At 70.0% G+C, this 18,704-nt stretch carries 14 protein-coding genes; 11 read left to right on the top strand and 3 right to left on the bottom strand.

Annotation, left to right across the window (positions count from 1 at the left end; genetic code table 11):
* Window positions 1-73: 73 nt before the first annotated feature.
* The 8 genes from ACQY68_RS05300 to ACQY68_RS05265 are packed head-to-tail and all read left to right on the top strand — an operon-like array spanning window position 74 to window position 10,854.
* Entirely contained in the window at window positions 74-1,708 is a 1,635-nt protein-coding gene (locus ACQY68_RS05300) for a TldD/PmbA family protein (protein ID WP_428152009.1), read from the top strand.
* Between the two features lie 22 nt (window positions 1,709-1,730).
* Window positions 1,731-3,065 (top strand): TldD/PmbA family protein, encoded by a 1,335-nt coding sequence (locus ACQY68_RS05295; RefSeq protein ID WP_428152008.1) that lies wholly within the window; start codon window positions 1,731-1,733, stop codon window positions 3,063-3,065.
* Window positions 3,066-3,093: 28 nt separating this feature from the next.
* A complete protein-coding gene (locus ACQY68_RS05290) occupies window positions 3,094-3,801 on the top strand; it encodes a DUF4159 domain-containing protein (protein ID WP_428152007.1) in 708 nt (235 codons plus the stop codon).
* An 18-nt stretch (window positions 3,802-3,819) separates the two neighbouring features.
* Entirely contained in the window at window positions 3,820-4,818 is a 999-nt protein-coding gene (locus ACQY68_RS05285) for an AAA family ATPase (protein WP_428152006.1), read from the top strand.
* Window positions 4,819-4,824: 6 nt separating this feature from the next.
* A complete protein-coding gene (locus ACQY68_RS05280) occupies window positions 4,825-5,709 on the top strand; it encodes a DUF58 domain-containing protein (RefSeq protein ID WP_428152005.1) in 885 nt (294 codons plus the stop codon).
* Window positions 5,709-6,860 (top strand): BatA domain-containing protein, encoded by a 1,152-nt coding sequence (locus ACQY68_RS05275; protein WP_428152004.1) that lies wholly within the window; start codon window positions 5,709-5,711, stop codon window positions 6,858-6,860. Before ACQY68_RS05280 ends, ACQY68_RS05275 begins: the two co-directional genes overlap by 1 nt.
* Window positions 6,857-9,025 (top strand): DUF4175 family protein, encoded by a 2,169-nt coding sequence (locus ACQY68_RS05270; protein ID WP_428152003.1) that lies wholly within the window; start codon window positions 6,857-6,859, stop codon window positions 9,023-9,025. Before ACQY68_RS05275 ends, ACQY68_RS05270 begins: the two co-directional genes overlap by 4 nt.
* On the top strand, window positions 9,022-10,854 hold the full coding sequence (locus ACQY68_RS05265; protein WP_428152002.1) for a hypothetical protein: 1,833 nt from the start codon (window positions 9,022-9,024) through the stop codon (window positions 10,852-10,854). Before ACQY68_RS05270 ends, ACQY68_RS05265 begins: the two co-directional genes overlap by 4 nt.
* A gap of 214 nt (window positions 10,855-11,068) precedes the next feature.
* Here ACQY68_RS05265 and ACQY68_RS05260 read toward each other — a convergent pair whose 3' ends face one another.
* A complete protein-coding gene (locus ACQY68_RS05260; RefSeq protein WP_428152001.1) occupies window positions 11,069-13,528 on the bottom strand; it encodes a S9 family peptidase in 2,460 nt (819 codons plus the stop codon).
* Window positions 13,529-13,684: 156 nt separating this feature from the next.
* On the opposite strand from ACQY68_RS05260, the gene ACQY68_RS05255 reads away from it, so the two are divergent.
* Genes ACQY68_RS05255 through ACQY68_RS05245 form a run of 3 tightly spaced genes read left to right on the top strand, consistent with a single transcriptional unit; the run spans window position 13,685 to window position 16,875 of the window.
* Window positions 13,685-14,692 (top strand): cysteine synthase A, encoded by a 1,008-nt coding sequence (locus tag ACQY68_RS05255; protein WP_428152000.1) that lies wholly within the window; start codon window positions 13,685-13,687, stop codon window positions 14,690-14,692.
* Window positions 14,689-15,633: a transcriptional regulator GcvA gene (gcvA, locus tag ACQY68_RS05250; RefSeq protein ID WP_428151999.1), complete on the top strand. Its 945-nt coding sequence runs from the start codon at window positions 14,689-14,691 to the stop codon at window positions 15,631-15,633. Before ACQY68_RS05255 ends, gcvA begins: the two co-directional genes overlap by 4 nt.
* A gap of 9 nt (window positions 15,634-15,642) precedes the next feature.
* Entirely contained in the window at window positions 15,643-16,875 is a 1,233-nt protein-coding gene (locus ACQY68_RS05245) for an NAD(P)/FAD-dependent oxidoreductase (RefSeq protein WP_428151998.1), read from the top strand.
* Here the strand turns inward: ACQY68_RS05245 and ACQY68_RS05240 are convergent.
* On the bottom strand, window positions 16,872-18,290 hold the full coding sequence (locus ACQY68_RS05240) for an NAD(P)(+) transhydrogenase (Re/Si-specific) subunit beta (protein ID WP_428151997.1): 1,419 nt from the start codon (window positions 18,288-18,290) through the stop codon (window positions 16,872-16,874). The two genes, ACQY68_RS05245 and ACQY68_RS05240, sit on opposite strands and share 4 nt — an antisense overlap.
* A 37-nt stretch (window positions 18,291-18,327) precedes the next feature.
* On the bottom strand, window positions 18,328-18,675 hold the full coding sequence (locus tag ACQY68_RS05235; RefSeq protein WP_428151996.1) for a hypothetical protein: 348 nt from the start codon (window positions 18,673-18,675) through the stop codon (window positions 18,328-18,330).
* Window positions 18,676-18,704 lie beyond the last annotated feature (29 nt).

Genomic DNA, 18,704 nt, shown 5'->3' with positions numbered 1-18,704 from the left:
GGGGGCTCTGTGCGATGCCCGCTCAACACCGCCTGTGCGCCCCCGCGGCAGGCCATTCGGGTGGAGAGAAGCCTTGGATAGACGTTCATTCCTCGCCGCTTGCGGCATCGGCGCGGGGGGGCTTCTGCTGCCCGGATTCGCCGGACGCGCCATCGCCGCGTCGCAACTGACCGAGACCATCGAGATCGCGGTCAAGAAACGCCTCGCCGATGCCGGCCTCAGCGCCGCCGCCGCCGCCGGCTCGACCTACTGCGACGTGCGCGTCGGCCGCTACATGCGCCAGTTCGTGATCACCCGCGAAGCCAATGTCCAGAACATCGTCAACACCGAGTCGATGGGCACGGGCGTCCGCGTCATCGCCGACGGCGCCTGGGGCTTCGCCGCCACCAACATCATGACACCCGAGGCCGTGGCCGATGCGGCCCGCCTCGCCGTCGCCATCGCCAAGGCCAACGCCAAGAACCAGACACAGCCGGTCCAGCTGGCGCCCACGCGCGGCGTCGGCGAGGTCTCGTGGAAGACCCCGATCCGCCGCAACGCCATGGAAGTGCCGATCGCCGAGAAGGTCGAACTGCTGCTGGGCGTCAACGCCGCGGCGACGAACGCCGGAGCCAACTTCGTCAACTCGCAGCTCTTCCTGGTGAACGAGCAGAAGTATTTCGCCAGCTCTGACGGCTCCTACATCGACCAGGACGTGCACCGCATCTGGGCGCCCTTCACGGTGACGGCGATCGACCAGACGACCGGCAAGTTCCGCACCCGCGACGGCCTCTCGTCGCCAATGGGGCTCGGCTACGAATATCTGGACGGCAACCCCGCCGACCAGATCGTCGCCTCCAACGGCGTGGTCAGCTACGGCATGTCCTACGACATGACCAAGGACGCCATCGCCGCCGCCGAACAGGCGCGCGAGAAGCTGACGGCCACCTCGGTCCGTCCGGGCGCCTACGACCTGGTGCTGGACCCCAACCACCTCGGCCTGACCATCCATGAGTCGGTCGGTCACCCGCTCGAGCTCGACCGCGTGCTGGGCTACGAGGCCAACTACGCCGGCACCAGCTTCGCCACGCTCGACAAGCGCGAGAGCCGCTTCCAGTACGGCTCGGACATCGTCAACATCGTCGCCGACAAGACCCAGCGGGGCTCGCTCGGCGCCGTCGGCTATGACGACGAAGGCATCCAGTGCAAGGAATGGAACCTGATCGAGGCCGGCAAGCTGGTCGACTATCAGGCCACGCGCGACCAGGTGCACATCCTGGGCAAGAACGCCTCGGACGGCTGCTCCTACGCCGACAGCTGGTCGTCGGTTCAGTTCCAACGGATGGCCAACGTCTCGCTGAAGCCCGGCAAGACGCCGATGAAGGTCGATGACATGATCTCGAACGTCGAGAACGGGATCTACATCCTGGGTCGCGGCTCCTTCTCGATCGACCAGCAGCGCTACAACGCCCAGTTCGGCGGCACCCTGTTCTACGAGATCAAGGACGGCGCGATCACCAGGCCGCTGGAAGACGTCGCCTACCAGATGCGCACGCCGGAGTTCTGGAACGCCTGCTCGGCGATCTGCGACGAGACCGACTACCGCATGTTCGGCTCGTTCTTCGACGGCAAGGGACAGCCCAGCCAGGTCTCGGCGGTAAGCCACGGCTCTTCGACGACCCGCTTCGACCAGATCAACGTCATCAACACCGCGCGTTCGCTCGGTTGATCGGACCCAAGGGAAAAATCACATGAGCATCATGACGGAAGCCGAGGCCAAGACGATCCTCGACAAGGTGATCGCGCTGTCGACCGCCGACGAATGCACCGCCCAGCTGGGCGGCTCGATCGACGGGAACATCCGCTTCGCCCTCAACAACGTGTCCACCTCGGGCGTCGTCACCGACACCCAGCTCGGCGTCCAGGTGGCGTTCGGCAAACGGGTCGGCACGGCCACTATCAACGAGTTCTCGGACGAGGCCCTCGCCCGCGTGGTTCGCCGCGCCGAGGACCTGGCCAAACTCGCCCCGGAGAACCCCGAGTTCATGCCGGCGGTCCAGCGCCAGACCTATCGCGCCTCGAACACCTGGGACGCCGCCACCGCCGCGATCACGCCGGAAAATCGGGCCGAGATCGCCCGCGCCTCGATCGATCCCTGCAAGTCGCAGAACCTGATCGCGGCCGGCTTCCTGAACGACAGCGCGGGCTTCACGGCCTTCGCCAACTCCAACGGGAACTTCGGCTACCAGCGCGGCACGGACCTGAACTACACCTGCACGGTCCGCACCGAGGACGGCAAGGGTTCGGGCTGGGTCGGTCGCAGCCTTCAGAACGCCGGCGACTTCAACGTCGACAGCGACATTCAGGTGGCGATGCGCAAGGCTTCCGCCTCGGCCGAGGCCCAGGCGCTGGAGCCCGGCAAGTACACGGTCATCCTTGAGCCCGCGGCGGCCGCCGGCCTGATCTCCTTCATGTTCAACTTCTTCGGCGCCCGAGCCGCCGACGAAGGCCGCAGCTTCCTGTCGAAGCCGGGCGGCGGCAACAAGATCGGCGAACAGGTCTTCGACCCGCGCGTCACCTTCACGGCCGACCCCTGGCATGAGGAATGCCCGGTCCTTCCGTGGGATGGCGACGGCCTGCCGCGCGAGCGCATCAACTTCGTCGAAGACGGCAAGGTCACCAACCTGAACTACGGCCGCTACTGGGCCGAGAAACAGGGCAAGGAAGCCAACGCCACGCCGGGCAACCTGATCATGTCGGGCGGCACCAAGTCGATCGCGGAACTCGTTCGCGAGACCGAGCGCGGCATCCTGGTGACCCGCACCTGGTACATCCGCATGGTCGATCCGCAGACCGTGCTGCTGACCGGCCTGACGCGCGACGGCACCTTCTACATCGAGAACGGCGAGCTGAAGTATCCGCTCAAGAACTTCCGCTTCAACGAGTCGCCGGTGATCATGCTCAACAACATCGACGAACTGGGCCGTCCGGTCCGGGTCGCGGGCGACGAGAGCAGCCTGTCGATGATGATCCCGCCGATGCGTCTGCGCGACTTCACCTTCACCTCCCTGTCCGACGCCGTCTGACCGGAGAGGCTGCGTGTCGAGTTCGAGTATGACACGCGCCGACGTCTTGCGACTGCTGACCGGCGGCGCGCTGGGGGCCCTGCTTGCAGGGTTGCCGCGCGCCGCCGACGCGCAGGCGACCTACGATTTCTGGTTCACCCGGCTGCGCTACGATTCCGGCGACTGGGACGTGGACCAGCGGATGCCGGCCAACATCCTGACCTCCCTCGTCGACTACACCAACCTCAGGGTCGATCCCGACGAGCGGGTCGTGGCTCTGGCCGATCCAGCCATGCTGACCGCCCCTTTCTGCTACCTCGCCGGCCACAAGCTGGTGGAGTTCAACGCCGCCGAGGCCCGCAACTTCGAGCGCTATGTGCGGAACGGCGGCTTCGTCTTCGTGGACGACTGCAACCACGACATCGACGGCCTGTTCGCCACGACCTTCGAGCGCCAGATGGCCTCGATCTTCGGCGCCGACGCCCTGAAGAAACTGCCCAACGACCACGACATCTATTCGAGCTTCTTCAAGTTCGACGACGGCCCGCCTGCCACCACCTTCGAGCTCAACGGCTGGGGCGACGACCTCATCCACGACTACCTCAAGGGCATCGAGATCGATGGCCGGCTCGGGGTCCTGTATTCCAACAAGGATTACGGCTGCGAGTGGGACTACGACTGGCGCAACAAACGCTTCCTGGCCGAGGACAATACGAAGTTCGCGGTCAACATCATCCTCTACGCCCTCACCGCCTGACCTCCCCCAGGACCGACCATGACCACGCCGACCCAATCCGAGATCGACGCCCGACTTAGCCAGCTCGGCAAGCTGAAATCCGCCATCGGCCAGGCCATCGTCGGCCAGAACGAGGTCGTCGAACAGCTGCTGATCGGCCTCCTCGCCGGCGGTCACTGCCTGATCGAGGGCGTGCCGGGCCTCGGCAAGACCCTGCTGGTCCGCACCCTGGGTCAGGCCCTGCATCTGGAGTTCCGGCGCGTCCAGTTCACGCCCGACCTGATGCCCTCCGACATCCTCGGCACCGAGGTGCTGGAAGAGGATCACGGCACCGGCCACCGCAGCTTCCGCTTCCAGCCGGGCCCGGTCTTCACCAACCTGTTCCTCGCCGACGAGCTGAACCGCACCCCGCCCAAGACCCAGGCCGCCCTGCTGGAAGCCATGCAGGAACACACGGTCTCCTACGCCGGCGTGACCCACAAGCTCAACGAGCCCTTCTTCGTCCTGGCCACCCAGAACCCGCTCGAACAGGCCGGCACCTATCCCCTGCCCGAGGCCCAGCTCGACCGCTTCCTGCTCAACATCCGCGTCGGCTATCCGACGGCCGAGGAAGAGCGCGCCATCCTCGTCGCCACGACCGGCTCCGGTATCGGCGCCGTGCCCCAGGTCATGGTCGGCGAGGACATCGTCGCCCTGCAGAAATGGGTGCGCGACGTCTATGTCGGCGAGGCCCTGCTGACCTGGATCACCTCGCTGGTCCGCGCCACCCGTCCGTCGGCGGAGGCGCCCAAGGCGGTGCAGGATTACGTCCGCTGGGGGGCCGGTCCTCGCGCTGGTCAGGCCCTGGTGCTGGCCGCCAAGGCCCGCGCCCTGCTGCACGGTCGCCTCGCCGCCACGCGCGAGGACGTCGTCGCCCTCGCCGCTCCGGTCCTGCGTCACCGCATCCTGCTGTCCTTCGCCGCCGAGGCGCAGCGCAAGACGGCCGACGACGTCGTGGCCGCCCTGATCGCCGCCCTGCCCGCGCCCAAGCCCGACTGACCAGGCATGTCGCCGCTCGACCTGCCCCCGGAGTTGCGCAGCCGGCTACGCCGCCTTTCCGTCGTCCCGCGTCGCGCGGCGGTGCTGGCCAGCGCGGGCATGCACGACAGCCGCAACAAGGGTGGCGGGCTCGAGTTCGCACAGTACCGGGCTTATGAGCGCGGCGACGATCTGCGCGCCATCGACTGGAAGCTCTATGCCCGGTCCGACAAGTTCTTCGTCCGCGACGCCGAGCGCGAGAGCCCGGTCGCCATCTGGATCGTCATCGACGCCAGCGCCTCCATGGCCCAGGCCGACCTCGCCCGCCCCGACTGGTCCCGCTTCGACGCCGCCCGCCGCATCGCCGCCAGTCTGATGGAGATCGCGCTCTATCAGGGCGACCGGTTCGGCGTGGTGGTCGAGCGCGCCGAGGGTCCCATGGTTCTGACGCCGCATGCCGGCGGGCGGCACCGTGACCGCGTCCTGTTGACCCTCGCTCCGCTCAAGGCCTCGGGCGCCGCCGACTGGACCCGCGACGTCGGCGTCTTCGGCGAACAGATCGGTCCCCGCGACATCATCGTCATCCTGACCGACGGTTTCGACGAGGGTTGTATCGCCACCGCCGAACGCCTCGCCGCCTCGGGCCGCGACATCTGCATCATCCAGATCCTGACCGGCGACGAGCGCGACTTCCCTTTCGACCAGGGCCACCGCTTCCACGATCCGGAGACGGGGGCCGACCTGATCGGCGACGGCAGGACGCTTCGCGCCGACTTCCTCGCCCGCTTCGCCGCCGCCCGCGCGGCCCTCTCCGCCCGGCTTGAGACGCGCGGCATCCGTCACGTCGAATACTTCATCGACGAGAGCGCCGACGTCCCGATCCGCACCCTGTTTCGTTCGACGGGCCGCTGATGAGCCCGGCCCTCCTTCTCCCCGCCGGTCTCGCGGCCCTGCTGGCCCTGGCGATCCCGGTAGTCATCCACATCGCGCGCCGGACCGAGAGCCGCACCGTCGACTTCGCCGCCCTGCGCTGGCTCGACCCTCAACCCAAACCTCGCCGCAGCCTGACCATCGACGAGCGCCTTCTGCTCGCCGCCCGCCTCCTGCTGCTAGCCCTGATCGCCGCGTGGCTGGCCACACCCGTCCTCTGGAACGTCGCCGACGACCGCCCGATCGTGGCCGTCGCCCCGGGCGCGGACGCCGCGACCGTCGCCGCCGCCACGGCCAAGGGCGACCGCGTCGTCTGGCTCGCTCCCGGATTCCCCGAGCACGGCGCGATCACCCCGGCCGCGCCCTACGATGTCGTCAGCCTGATCCGCCAGCTCGACGCCGAACTGCCGCCCGGCGCCCCGGTCAAACTGGTCGTCCCCGCCACACTCGACGGCGTCGACGCCGAGCGCCCGAAGCTGTCCCGCCGCATCGCATGGACCGTCGGCGCCGAGGCTCCCGCCCGCCGTGTCGCCTCCCCCGCGCCGCCCGTACTGACCGTCCGCTACGCTCCCGAAGCCGAGGGCGCCGTCGTCTATTTTCGCGCCGCCGCCACGGCCTGGACGACCGCCGACGCCACGCCCGCCTTCGACGCCGGGCCCATCGACCGCGCAGTCCCCGGCAACGCCCGTCACCTGATCTGGCTGTCCTCCGGCCCCGTCCCCGCGAACGTCGAAACCTGGGTCCGCAACGGCGGCGTCATCCTGACCAGCCTCGAGGCCCGTATCCCGGTCGAGGGCGAGACCGTCCCCGTCTGGCGCGGCACGGCCGGAGAGCCCTTGGCCGTCGCCGGTCGCCTCGGACGCGGCCGCGTCATCCGGCTGACGCGCGCGCTGGAGCCCGCCGCCATCCCGCAACTGGTCGAGCCTGGCTTTCCCGACGCCCTCCTGACCATGCTTGATCCGCGCCCGGCGCCCGCCCACGTCGCCGCCGTCGATCATGCGCCCCTGACCGGCGCAGCTCCCTATGAGCAGCCGCCGCTGGACCTTCGGCCATGGCTGGCCCTGCTGATCGCCCTGATCTTCGCCGGAGAGCGTTGGCTGGCGACGCGTCGCACACGGGGAGTCGCGCCATGACCGCCGTCCCCGTCCTGCTGAACCACCAGAGTGCGGCCCGCACACGCGCCGGCCTCGACACGGTCGCCATGGGCCTGCCCGCCGTCCTCGTCGCCGCCACTCTCGGCTGGCGACTGTTCGGAACGACCGGTGCCGCCATCGCCGCAATCCTTGGCCTCGCCGCCCTCGTCGCCGTCGCGGTCTGGCGTTCGCGCCGGTTCAATCTGCGCTGGCTGGTCGCCACCCTTGACCAACGCATCCCGCGCTTCGAGGACAGCACGACCCTGTTGTTCCGCGAGCGCTCGGTCCTCGTCGGCCTCGCCGCCCTCCAGCGCGACCGGCTCGAAAGTCGCGTCCACGAAGCCGCCGCCGTCGACCTCCGGCCCGGCTGGTCGCAGCGCCCCATCGCCATCGCTTGGGGCGCGGCTGTGATCCTGATCGCCGCCATCCTGTTCTGGCCCGCGTCGAACGGCGGGGACACCAAGGCCGCAGCCGCCGTCCGCCCCGCCATCACCGCCAAACCTCCGGTCCTGACCGGAGCCCGGCTGCGCATCACCCCGCCCGCCTACACCGGCCTGCCCGTCCGTGAGCAGACGGCGCTCGACGCCCGCGTGCCGGAAGGCTCGCGCGTGGAATGGCTGATCGACTTCACACCCCAGCCCGCCACCGCTGGTCTGGAGTTCCCGGAAAGCACCCCGCTCTCCCTGATCCGCGACGGCGCCCGCTGGACCGGCGCCCGCATCGTCGACCGCCCCCTGCTCTACCGGATCGAGGTCGCCGGCCTCGCCCCACAGCGTCTCAACCGTCTGGACGCCGTCGCCGATGCCGAGCCCGTCGTCCGCCTCGTCGATCCCGAAAGCCAGCTGGTCCAGTTGACCCCCGGCCAGACGACCTGGACCCCGGTGTTCGAGGCCAGCGACGACTACGGCGTGATCGAGACGGCGACCCTGCGCATCACCGTGACCAAGGGGGATGGCGAGAACGTCACCTTCGAACAGCGCTCCATGCCCCTTCGCGGTCAGGGCGCGGCGAAACAGCTGCGCTTCTCGACCACCCTGAACCTCGCCCGCGAAGGCATGGCGGCAGGCAGCGACCTGATCGTCCAGTTGGTCGTGACCGACAACCGCGCGCCCGAACGGCACACGGTCGAAGGACCCAGCGTCATCCTGCGCTGGCCCGCCAACCTGGCCATGGCCGAGGGTCTGGACGGCATGGCCATGCGCATCATGCCCGCCTATTTCGCCAGCCAGCGCCAGATCATCATCAACGCCGAGGCCCTGATCGCGCGGCGGCGGACCCTGACCGGCGATCCCTTCATCGACGCGTCCAATGTCATCGGCGAGGAACAGGCGGCGCTGCGCCTGCGCTACGGCCAGTTCATGGGCGAGGAGGCCGAGGGCGGCGGATCGGGCGGGGGCATCGTCCTGCCTACCGCAGACGCGCCGGCCGGTCCTGCCCTGCCGACCGCCGACACGCCGACGCCGCGCGCCCGGCCGGCCGAGGACCACGACGACCACGAGGACGAGGACCACGCCGACGAACCGGCGGCCGGCGGCATGGGCGCCGAGGTCGACGTGCTGCACCAGTTCGGTCACGCCCACGACGACCGCGACGTCTCGACCCTGTTCCAGCCCCGGACCCGTTCGGCGCTGGCGCGGGCGCTCGACGCCATGTGGGCCTCGGAGCGCGAGCTGCGTCAGGGGCGTCCCGAAGCCGCCCTGCCCCACGCCAACGAGGCGCTGGAACTGCTCAAGGAAGCCCAGCGCGCGACCCGGATCTTCCTGCCCCGCGTCGGCGCCGACATCCCGCCCGTCGATTTCTCCCGTCGCCTGACCGGGGAGCGCGAGGGCATCGTGGCCGAGGATCCCGAACAGCCGGAACGCAACCCCGCCGACGCCGTCGCCGCCGACGCCTGGCGCGCGCTGGAGGAACGACCCGGCTCGACCTCGGCGCCATTGGCCCTGGGCGCCCTCGACCGCTGGACGCGCGAGAACGGCGGCCGGATCGCCGATCCCTTGGCCCTGCGCGCCGCCATCGACACGGTGCGGAATGAACCCCCCTGTCTCGACTGCCGTCGTCGGCTGCGCGCCCTCCTGTGGACCGCCCTGCAAAGGCCAGCCCCCGCGCCCGGTCGTCGCGAGGCCCCGGGCGTGCGCGGCCAGCGCTATCTGGACGCCCTGCGATGAGCCTCTCCAGCCCTGCTTTCTGGACGGCCATGGTCATCATCGCGGCCGTCCTCCTCGGCGTCGTCCGCCTCGTCCTCTGGCGCCGGAAGGCCGAGACCCAGAGTCCCCGCTGGCGCGTCGCGACCCTGATGGGCTTGCAGGTCGTGGCGGGTCTGTTCCTGTGGCTGACCCTCAATCCGCCGTCGTCGGTGATCCGCGCAGGCACGCTGATCGTCGCCACGGCCGGATCGCCCGCGACCGTCCCGACCGCGCCCGGCGATACGCTCGTCGCCCTGCCCGAGGCCGGGCCGATCACGGACGCGACCCGCGTTCCCGACCTCGCCACGGCGTTGCGTCGCTACCCGACGCCCTCGCGCATTCGCGTCCTAGGTCAGGGCCTGACTCCGCGCGACCAGTCGCCCCTGCCCGTCCCGGTCGAGTTCTCCGCCCCGCCCCTCCCGCGCGGTCTGATCGATCTCGCCCTGCCCGAGCCCACCGCGCCCGGCGCGACCTTCGTCGTCGGCGGACAGGTCGGGACCCTGGCCGCCGGGACCGTCGAACTGGTCGATCCCGCCGACGTTGTGGTCGACCGCGCCCGCATCGTCCCGGGGGAGCGGTTCGCCCTGATGGCCTCCGCCCGAGCCCCCGGCCTCGCCCTGTTCAACCTCCGCCTCCGCGACCCCGCCGGCGCCGTCGTCGAACAGATCGCCGTCCCGGTTGAGACCCTCGTCCAGACCCCGCCCCGCGTCCTCGTCCTCGCCGGCGCCCCGACCGCCGAGACCAAATATCTGAAGCGCTGGGCCGAGGATTCCGGGATCGAACTGACCCTCGACATCGACGTCGGCGGTGGCATCCGGCTCGGCGATGCGCCCGTCCCGCTGAACGCCGCGACCCTCGGCGAGCTCGACCTCGTCGTCCTCGACGACCGCCGCTGGGACAGCCTCGGCGGCGGCCAGCGCGCAGCCCTGACGGCGGCAGTGAACGGCGGCATGGGCCTCCTTCTCCGCCCCACCGGCCCGCTATCGGCATCGACCCGCCGCGACTGGGCCGGACTGGGCCTGTCGCTCAGCGGCGGCGACGACGCCGTCCCCCTCCGTCTCGACCCACCCGCCGCAGACGCCGTGCCCGAAGCCGATACCGCCCCCGAACCCGCCGCAGACGCCGAAGCCCTGCCCGAACTCGCCCGTCGCGACCTGACCGTCGAAGGCTCCGGCGCCGTGACCCTGTTGCGCGACGCCGACGGGGTCGCCCTGGCCAGCTGGCGCGGCAGGGGCCGTGGCCGCGTCGGGATCTGGACCGTGACCGACAGCTACGCCCTCGTCCTGACCGGCCGCCCGGATCGTTACGGCGAGATGTGGAGCGCTCTCGTCTCCGAGATCGGCCGCCCCGGCGACGACAGCCGCGCCGAGGTCGACGGCATCGCCCGCGTCGGCGCCCGCGTCGCCCTGTGTCGCCTTATGGATCAGGCCAATGTCCTCGGCCAGGACGGCCGCGCCCACGGCCTGCGCATCGACCCCGTCGCCGGCGATCGCACCTGCGCCGCCTTTTGGCCCGAACAGCCCGGCTGGCATGTCATCCGCGACGGCGAGAATCGCCAGACGGCCTTCTACGTCCAACCTGCCGACGCCGCGCCGTCGCTGGTCATGGCCGCAAACCGTTCAGCGACGCTGGCGATGGCCGGGACCGCTCCAGCGCGGGCAACGCCGCCCTCCACATCGCATGCGCCCGGCTCGCCCTGGCCGTGGTTCGTCGGGCTGCTGGTCGTGCTGTCAGGCCTGTGGTGGTTCGAGCGGAATCGGGACGTCGGCGGGCTCGTCGCCTCGCTGCGAGCTCGGACAGGCCGCCGCTAGACCGGTTTCGACCGCGCGACTCCAAAAAGCGAGTCGACAGAGTCGACAGAGTCGCGCCCTGCCCAGAGTGACGAAATGAGACCTGTCAAAGACCGCCCGAGGAAGATGGGGGTCCACGCGACGGGCGCAAGACAGAACGAGGAATAAATTCTTCGGCCGCTCGCCTTGCGGCATCCGGCGGACAGACTGAAGCCCGCCGGATGCCGACCAGGGTCTAGTTGGAACCGGCCGCCGAGGCGGGCGGGTTCTTGATCGTCTGGTCGAGCCAGCGGGTCATCTCCCACAGGGTGTGACCGACCGATTCCCGCGCCCGATAGCCGTGCGCCTCGAGCGGCAGGACGACATAGCGGACCGTCGCGCCGTTGCCCTTCAGCGCCGCATAGAACCGCTCCGACTGGATCGGGAAGGTGCCCTGGTTGTCGTCGGCCTCGCCGTGGATCAGCAGGATCGGCTCGTTGATCTTGTCGGCGAACGAGAAGGGCGACATCTCGTTGTAGGTCTCCGGCGCTTGCCAGTAGGTCCGCTGCTCGGCCTGGAAACCGAACGGCGTCAGGGTCCGGTTGTAGGCGCCCGAGCGCGCGATGCCGGTCGCGAACAGGTCGGTGTGGGCCAGAAGGTTCGCCGTCATGAAAGCGCCGTAGCTGTGACCGCCGACAGCGATCCGGCCGCGCTCGGCCACCCCCATCCCGACCACCGCATCGACCGCCGCCTTTGCGCTGGCAGAGAGTTGCTCGATGTAGGTGTCGTTCGGTTCGGCCCCGTCGGCGCCCACGATCGGCATCGAGGGATTGTCCAGGATGGCGTAGCCCTGGGTCAGCAGGAACAGGTGGCTGGACCCGCCCGGACGCGTGAACCGGTTGGCGGTATCCACGACCTGACCGGCCACGGCCGCGTCGGTGAACTCCGCCGGATAGGCCCACATCAGCAGTGGCAGGGGACCGTCGCGATCCTTGTCGTAGCCGGCGGGCAGATACAGCGTCCCCGACAGCTGCACCCCGTCGTCGCGGGTGTAGGTGATGAGCTGCTGCGTCACCCCGGCCAGCTGCGGCGCCGGATCGGGGAAGTTCGTCAACGGCGTGACGTCTCCGTCCAGGTCGCGGACACGCAGGTTCGCGGGCTCGGTCCGGCTCTCGCGCACGGTCACCAGACGACGGCCGTCCTCGTCCAGCAGGCCGACGACATTCTCGTATTCACCGCTGGCCGACTGCCAGATGCGCTCGGTCTGGCCGGTGGCGAGATCGAGGGTGGCGAGGAAGGGATACTCCCCGTCCCGCGTCGCGCCGTCGCCCTCGACGAAGACGCGCAAGCCGTCCGGAGTGAACTGGATCACCTGACGCCCGGCGGCGTTGGCCTCGGTCGCGATCGAGCCCGGGTCGCCGTACCGGTCCTGATAGTTGCGATCGACGATCACGCGGCCCGTTCCGGGGTGCGACGGATCGACGACCGAGCGCGTCTCGTGCCGGGTGTTGAACCACTGGGTGTTGACCACGGCCACGTCCGACCGGCCCCAGGTCACGCCGGCATAGCGTTCCGGCAGGTCGATCAGGGTCGTGGGGCTACCGTTGAACGGGGCGTCAAGCATCAGGACGCGGTCGCGCACGGCAGCCTGGGTGCGGGGATCGCCTCCGTCCTGGGCCTCGACCCAGACGAGCGTCGAGGGCGTGTCGGCGCGCCACTGGGCCTGGCGCGGCCCCGTCTCCACCGCGTCGAACGGCGGCGGGATGTTATCGCGCAGAGGCAGGTCGGCGACGCTGTGCACGACGCGCCCCTCCCAGTCCGTCACCTCGACCGAGCCCGGGAACAGGCCCGCCGGCACGACATAGGAATAGGGCCGCTTGACGCGGGTCTGCAGCAGGTAGCGGCCGTCCGGCGACACCGAGGCGTTGAGGACAACCCCGGTTCCTCCGCCGACTTCGCGAGCCGCTCCGGCCAGCGGAACAATCATCAGCTGCGACGTGAAATAGTGGGCGAAAAGGGCCTCATCGCCCGGGCTTTTCAGCAGGTCCTGATAGGTGCGGACCGCTGCGGCGCGTCCGCCGCCGGTCTCCGACACGGTCGGGCCGGTCGGCGCCGCCGTCGCGTCCGGCGCCGCGCCGCGGCCCTCTGGCACGGCGCGGATCAGCAGGCCCGAACTGTCGGGCAGCCAGGACAGGCCGGCGCCCGTCGCGGCGTTGACCCGCGCGCCGAAGATCTCGCGCGCCGTGGCCGTCTGAACGTCTGCGACCCACAGGGCCAGACCCGCGGGCCGGTCCATCAGGAAGGCGACCGACTTGCCGTCCGGCGACCAGGTGGCGCCCGTGAAGCGCGAGCCCTCCGGCAGGGCGACCGGCCGCGCGGCGCCGCCCTCGACCGACTGGAAGCTCAGCCCCGTGACCCAGGAGATGCGGCTGTTGGCCGGTCCGTTGTTGCGCGGATTGATGCGATAGCCGGCGAGGCGGAGCATCGGCTCGGCCAGTTCGGCGATGGTGGGCAGGTTGGACCGGTCGTACAGGACCAGGGTCTTCTGATCCGGGCTGACGCTGGCGCCCGGCGTCGGGCGGGCGTCGAGGATGTCGGCGATCGGCGCGGGCGGCTGCTGATAGGTCAGGGCGCCCCCCGCCGTCTGGGCCAGAACCGGCGTCGCGAACAGCATCAGCACAGCCGGCGCCACATGGCGCATCAGTCGCATCTTCATCGGAAACTCCCACCAGACAGAACGAGGCGGGCCCCTCCGGCGCGCGCCGGGACGGACAGTAACCGCGCATTTCGTCCCGGTCACCAAGGCAAAGCTCCCTTCCCGTGCGGCAAAAGAGATTCTAAAGCGGGGCCGTCCAGATGGAGGCGCCTCCCCGTGCCGATTTCACCCGATGTTCTGTCCCTGATCGGCTCCACGCCGATGATCCGCCTGCGCGCCGCGTCGGAGGCGACCGGCTGCGAGATCCTCGGCAAGGCAGAGTTTCTCAACCCGGGCGGCTCGGTGAAGGACCGCACGGCGCGCGGCCTGATCCTCGACGGCAGGGCCTCCGGCGCCCTCAACCCCGGAGGCGTGATCGTGGAGGGCACGGCGGGCAATACCGGCATCGGCCTGGCCCTGGTCGGCGCCGCGCTCGGACATCCCGTCGTCATCGTCATGCCGCGCAGCCAGACCGAGGAGAAGAAACAGGCCGTCCGCCTGCACGGCGCGCGCCTCGTCGAGGTCGATCCGGCCCCCTTCTCCAGCCCCAACCATTTCGTCCACTTCTCCCGTCGCCTCGCCGCCGAGCTGAACGAGAGCGAGCCGAACGGGGCCTTCTACGCCGACCAGTTCGACAACCCGGCCAATCGCCGCGCCCATTTCGAAACCACGGGTCCGGAGATCTGGGACCAGACGGAGGGCCGGATCGACGGCTTCGTCTCCGCCGCCGGCACGGGCGGGACCCTGGCCGGGACGTCGCAGTTCCTGAAGTCGAAGAACCCCGCCGTCCGGATCGCCCTCGCCGATCCGCCCGGCGCCGCCCTGCACGCCTGGTTTACCGAAGGCGAACTGAAGGCCGAGGGTTCGTCGGTGACGGAGGGCATCGGCGTCAACCGCATCACCGGCAATCTTGAAGGCGTCACGGTCGACCATTCCTTCCGTATCGAGGACGCCGAGGCCCTGTCGATCATCTTCGATCTGGCGAAACACGAGGGGCTGACGCTGGGCCCGTCCAGCGGCGTGAATGTCGCCGGCGCCATCCGTCTGGCCCGCGAACTCGGTCCCGGCCACACCGTCGTGACCATCCTGTGCGATCCGGGTCAGCGCTACGCGGGCAAGATCTACAACCCCGCCTTCCTGGGCTCGAAAGGCTTCGAGGTTCCGGCCTGGCTGGAAGGCGCATGAGCGAGGCCGACGACAACGGGCGCCGCCTTCCGCCTCTCAACTCGCTGAAGGCCTTCGAGGCGGCAGGGCGTCGACTCAGCATCTCGCTGGCGGCCCGCGAGCTGGGCGTCACGCCCGGCGCTGTCAGCCAGCAGATCAAGGTGCTGGAGGATCACGCCGGCGGTCCCCTGTTCCGTCGCGACGGCGGGGCGGTCGCCCTGACCGAGCTCGGCGCGCGGCTCCAGCCCGTGCTGCGCGACGCGTTCGAACAGCTGAAGCGCGCCGCCGACATCGTCTATGGGCCGACCGGCCGCCGGTCGCTGGCCGTCAGCGTCCCGCCCTCCTTCGCCGCCCGCTGGCTGGCGCCCCGGATGGTCCGGTTCTCGGCCGAACATCCCGAGATCGAGGTCTGGATTTCCGCCGACATGCAGTTGGCCGACGTCGCCGGCGGCCGGGCGGATGTCGCCATTCGCTACGGCGTCGGCGGCTATCCCGGCGTGCGCTCCGAACTTCTGCTCGAAGCCGGGGTCGTCCCGGTCTGCAGTCCCGCGCTTCTGACCGGCCGTTCGCCGCTGCAGAAGCCCGCCGATCTCGCCCGCCACACCCTGATCCACGTCGGCAACGGCCAGGTCGAGGAGCCGCGTCCCGACTGGGCCGCCTGGCTGAAGGCGCGAGGCGTGACAGGCGTCGATGCCTCGGCGGGCTCGCGCTACGACCAGACCGCCTTCGCCATCGAGGACGCCGCCAACGGCCGGGGCGTGGCCTTGGCCCCCCGCGCCTTCGTCGCCGCGGATCTGGCCTCAGGGCGGCTGGTCACACCCTTCGCCGACGGCTACCTGCCGACCGACATGGCCTATCACGTGCTGACGCGACGCAACGGCGGCCGCGAGGAGGCCCGCACCTTCGTCGCCTGGCTGAGACGCGAGGCCGGCGCCGACGACGGCACGGTCGACGAGCTTTAGGAGACCCGCATGACTGTTCCGGATCGAGGCGTCGTCATCATCGGCGCGGGCCACGCAGGGGGCACGGCCGCCGCCCTGCTGCGCCAGTATGGCTATGACAGACCCGTCGTCCTGATCGGCGAGGAGCCGCTGATCCCGTATCAGCGCCCGCCCCTGTCCAAGGCCTGGCTGAAGGGCGAAGCCGACGGCGACTCCCTCGCCCTGCGCCCGCTGGATTACTATGCCGAGCACGACATCGACCTGCGCCTCGGCGTCGAGGCGACGGCCATAGACCGGACCCACCGATCCGTCAGCCTGTCGGATGGATCGGCCGTCGCCTACGACCACCTGATTCTCGCCACCGGGGCACGGGCGCGGAGGCTCGACGTCCACGGCGCGGACCTCGTCGGCGTCCACGTCCTGCGCACCGCCGCCGACGCCGAGGCGATCAAGGCCCGGCTCGGCGAGGGCCGCACCCTGGCTGTCGTCGGCGGCGGTTATGTGGGGCTGGAGGTCGCCGCCTCCGCCCGCGCCCTGGGCGCCGAGGTCGTGGTGCTGGAGCGCGAGCCGCGCCTTCTGGCCCGCGTCGCCTGCGACGTCCTGTCGACCTTCTTCCAGACTTACCATCAGGATCGTGGCGTCCGTTTCGAACTGGCCGCCGACGTGGTCGGGTTCGCCGGAGACGGATCGCGGGTCACAGGCGTGACCCTGGCCGATGGCCGGACGATCCCGTGCGACAGCGCCGTGGTCGGCGTCGGCGCCATCCCCAACGACGCGCTCGCGGTCGCGGCCGGCCTCGACGTCGAGGGCGGCATCCTCGTCGATCTGGAGGCCCGCACCTTCGATCCCGCCATCTTCGCCATCGGCGACGTGACCCGTCGCCCCATGCCGATCTACGATCGCCTGTTCCGCATGGAGAGCGTCCCCAACGCCCTCGAACAGGCCAAACAGGCCGCCGCCGCCCTCACCGGCCGCCCCGCTCCCGCCGGCGAGACGCCTTGGCAGTGGTCGGACCAGTACGACCTCAAACTCCAGATCGCCGGCTACCCCTTCGACACCGACCGCATCGTCGTGCGCGGCGATCCCGCAGCCGCCAGCTTCGCCGTCTTCCACCTGTCGGGCGACAGGGTTCAGGCGGTGGAAGCCATCAACGCCCCGCCCGAGTTCATGATGGGCAGGAAGCTGATCGGCGAGCGCCGCGCGGTGGATGTGGCGAGGCTGGCGGACAAGGCCGTGTCGATGAAGGAGGTCGCGAAGGCCTAGAGCCCCTTCACGATCCCCTCGACCATCTTCTTGGCGTCGGCGAACAGCATCATGGTGTTGTCGCGGAAGAACAGCTCGTTCTCGACGCCGGCATAGCCCGCCGCCATGCCCCGCTTGATGAACAGAACGGTCCCGGCCTTCTCCACGTCCAGGATCGGCATGCCGTAGATGGCGCTCGTCGGGTCGGTCTTGGCCGCCGGGTTGGTCACGTCGTTGGCGCCGATGACGAAGGCGACGTCGGCGGTGGCGAACTCGGCGTTGATGTCCTCCAGCTCGAACACCTCGTCATAGGGGACGTTGGCCTCGGCCAGCAGGACGTTCATGTGGCCCGGCATCCGGCCGGCGACGGGGTGGATGGCGTATTTCACCTCGACCCCCTCCTCCTTCAGCTTGTCGGCCATTTCGCGCAGCGCGTGCTGGGCCTGGGCCACGGCCATGCCGTAGCCGGGGACGATGATGACCTTGGACGCGTTCTTGAGGATGAAGGCGGCGTCGTCGGCCGAGCCCTGTTTGACGGGCCGCGTCTCGACCCGCGCCTCGCCCGCCGGCCCTGCGTCGCCGCCGAACCCGCCCAGGATGACGGAGATGAAGCTGCGGTTCATGCCCTTGCACATGATGTAGCTGAGGATCGCGCCGGACGACCCGACCAGGGCGCCGGTGATGATCAGGGCGATGTTCTCCAGCGTGAAGCCCAGGGCCGCCGCAGCCCAGCCGGAGTAGGAGTTCAGCATCGACACCACGACGGGCATGTCGGCCCCGCCGATCGGGATGATCAGCGTCGCGCCCAGCACCAGGGCGATGGCGAACACGCCCCAGAAGGCCCAGACCGCCGTCCCGCCCGTGCCGATCAGGATGCCGATCAGGAAGACCAGTCCCAGCGCCAGGCCGATGTTGATCAGATGCCGCGCCGGCAGGATGATCGGCGCACCCGACATGTTGCCGTTCAGCTTGGCGAAGGCGATCACCGAGCCGGTGAAGGTGATCGCGCCGATGGCGACGCCTAGGCTCAGTTCGATGATCGAGATCGTCTTGATGCCCACCCCGTCGGCATTGAGGATGCCGAAGGCCTCAGGCGCATAGATGGCTCCGATGGCGACCAGACAGGCGGCCATGCCTACGAGGCTGTGGAAGGCCGCGACCAGCTGGGGCATGTCGGTCATGGCGACGCGCTTGGCGATCAGCGCCCCGCCGCCGCCGCCCACGATCACGCCCCCGGCCAGCAGCGCCAAGGTCACGGGGTCGAGCGCCCCCGAGGTCCCCAGCGTCAGCAGGGTGATGCCGACCGCCAGCCCCATGCCGATCATGCCGAAGGTGTTGCCCTGACGGCTGGTCTCGGGGCTCGACAGGCCGCGCAAGCTGAGGATGAACAGGACGCCCGACGCCAGATAGGCCAGCGCCGCGATGGATGCGTTCATGTCGTTTCCCCCGAAATCGTCTTCGTCAGTCGTGTCATCACAGGAACCCCACCGCCGCCGGACGGGTCCTATCGTTGGTCCCGGCCGCATGGACCTCGCCGTTCCGGACCAGGGCGATGCCGACCGGTCCCGGCCCGCCGGTCTTGGTCACGGTGCAGCGCCCGTCCTGATGCGGCAGGCGACCGCGCGCCGCGCCGGTCCCGGTCGTGGCGATCTTGTTGGTCCAGCGGCGCAGCTCGTACTGGCTGGCTTCATAGGTCACCGGCGCGAACCGGCAGACCAGCGACCAGCTGGCGCCCTGCGGCGCCGCGACCGACCAGGGAATGCCGCCTTCGACATTGCGGCCGACGTGGATCTGAGCCGAGGCGACGGGCGCGATCGCCATGGCGGCTACGATCAGAAGTCCAGCCAACC

The sequence above is a fragment of the Brevundimonas sp. genome, assembly GCF_965278935.1.
Lineage (GTDB): Bacteria > Pseudomonadota > Alphaproteobacteria > Caulobacterales > Caulobacteraceae > Brevundimonas.
The sequence above is the reverse complement of the archived record's forward strand: the minus strand, read 5'-3'. Positions and strand labels throughout refer to the sequence as shown.

What these genes read in the sequence shown, in the direction of transcription:
- ACQY68_RS05295 (WP_428152008.1), top strand. Translation starts at nt 1,731, where the DNA reads ATGAGCATCATGACGGAAGCCGAGGCCAAGACGATCCTCGACAAGGTG.
- ACQY68_RS05290 (WP_428152007.1), top strand. Translation starts at nt 3,094, where the DNA reads ATGACACGCGCCGACGTCTTGCGACTGCTGACCGGCGGCGCGCTGGGG.
- ACQY68_RS05285 (WP_428152006.1), top strand. Translation starts at nt 3,820, where the DNA reads ATGACCACGCCGACCCAATCCGAGATCGACGCCCGACTTAGCCAGCTC.
- ACQY68_RS05280 (WP_428152005.1), top strand. Translation starts at nt 4,825, where the DNA reads ATGTCGCCGCTCGACCTGCCCCCGGAGTTGCGCAGCCGGCTACGCCGC.
- ACQY68_RS05275 (WP_428152004.1), top strand. Translation starts at nt 5,709, where the DNA reads ATGAGCCCGGCCCTCCTTCTCCCCGCCGGTCTCGCGGCCCTGCTGGCC.
- ACQY68_RS05270 (WP_428152003.1), top strand. Translation starts at nt 6,857, where the DNA reads ATGACCGCCGTCCCCGTCCTGCTGAACCACCAGAGTGCGGCCCGCACA.
- ACQY68_RS05265 (WP_428152002.1), top strand. Translation starts at nt 9,022, where the DNA reads ATGAGCCTCTCCAGCCCTGCTTTCTGGACGGCCATGGTCATCATCGCG.
- ACQY68_RS05260 (WP_428152001.1), bottom strand. Translation starts at nt 13,528, where the DNA reads ATGAAGATGCGACTGATGCGCCATGTGGCGCCGGCTGTGCTGATGCTG.
- gcvA (WP_428151999.1), top strand. Translation starts at nt 14,689, where the DNA reads ATGAGCGAGGCCGACGACAACGGGCGCCGCCTTCCGCCTCTCAACTCG.
- ACQY68_RS05245 (WP_428151998.1), top strand. Translation starts at nt 15,643, where the DNA reads ATGACTGTTCCGGATCGAGGCGTCGTCATCATCGGCGCGGGCCACGCA.
- ACQY68_RS05240 (WP_428151997.1), bottom strand. Translation starts at nt 18,290, where the DNA reads ATGAACGCATCCATCGCGGCGCTGGCCTATCTGGCGTCGGGCGTCCTG.
- ACQY68_RS05235 (WP_428151996.1), bottom strand. Translation starts at nt 18,675, where the DNA reads ATGGCGATCGCGCCCGTCGCCTCGGCTCAGATCCACGTCGGCCGCAAT.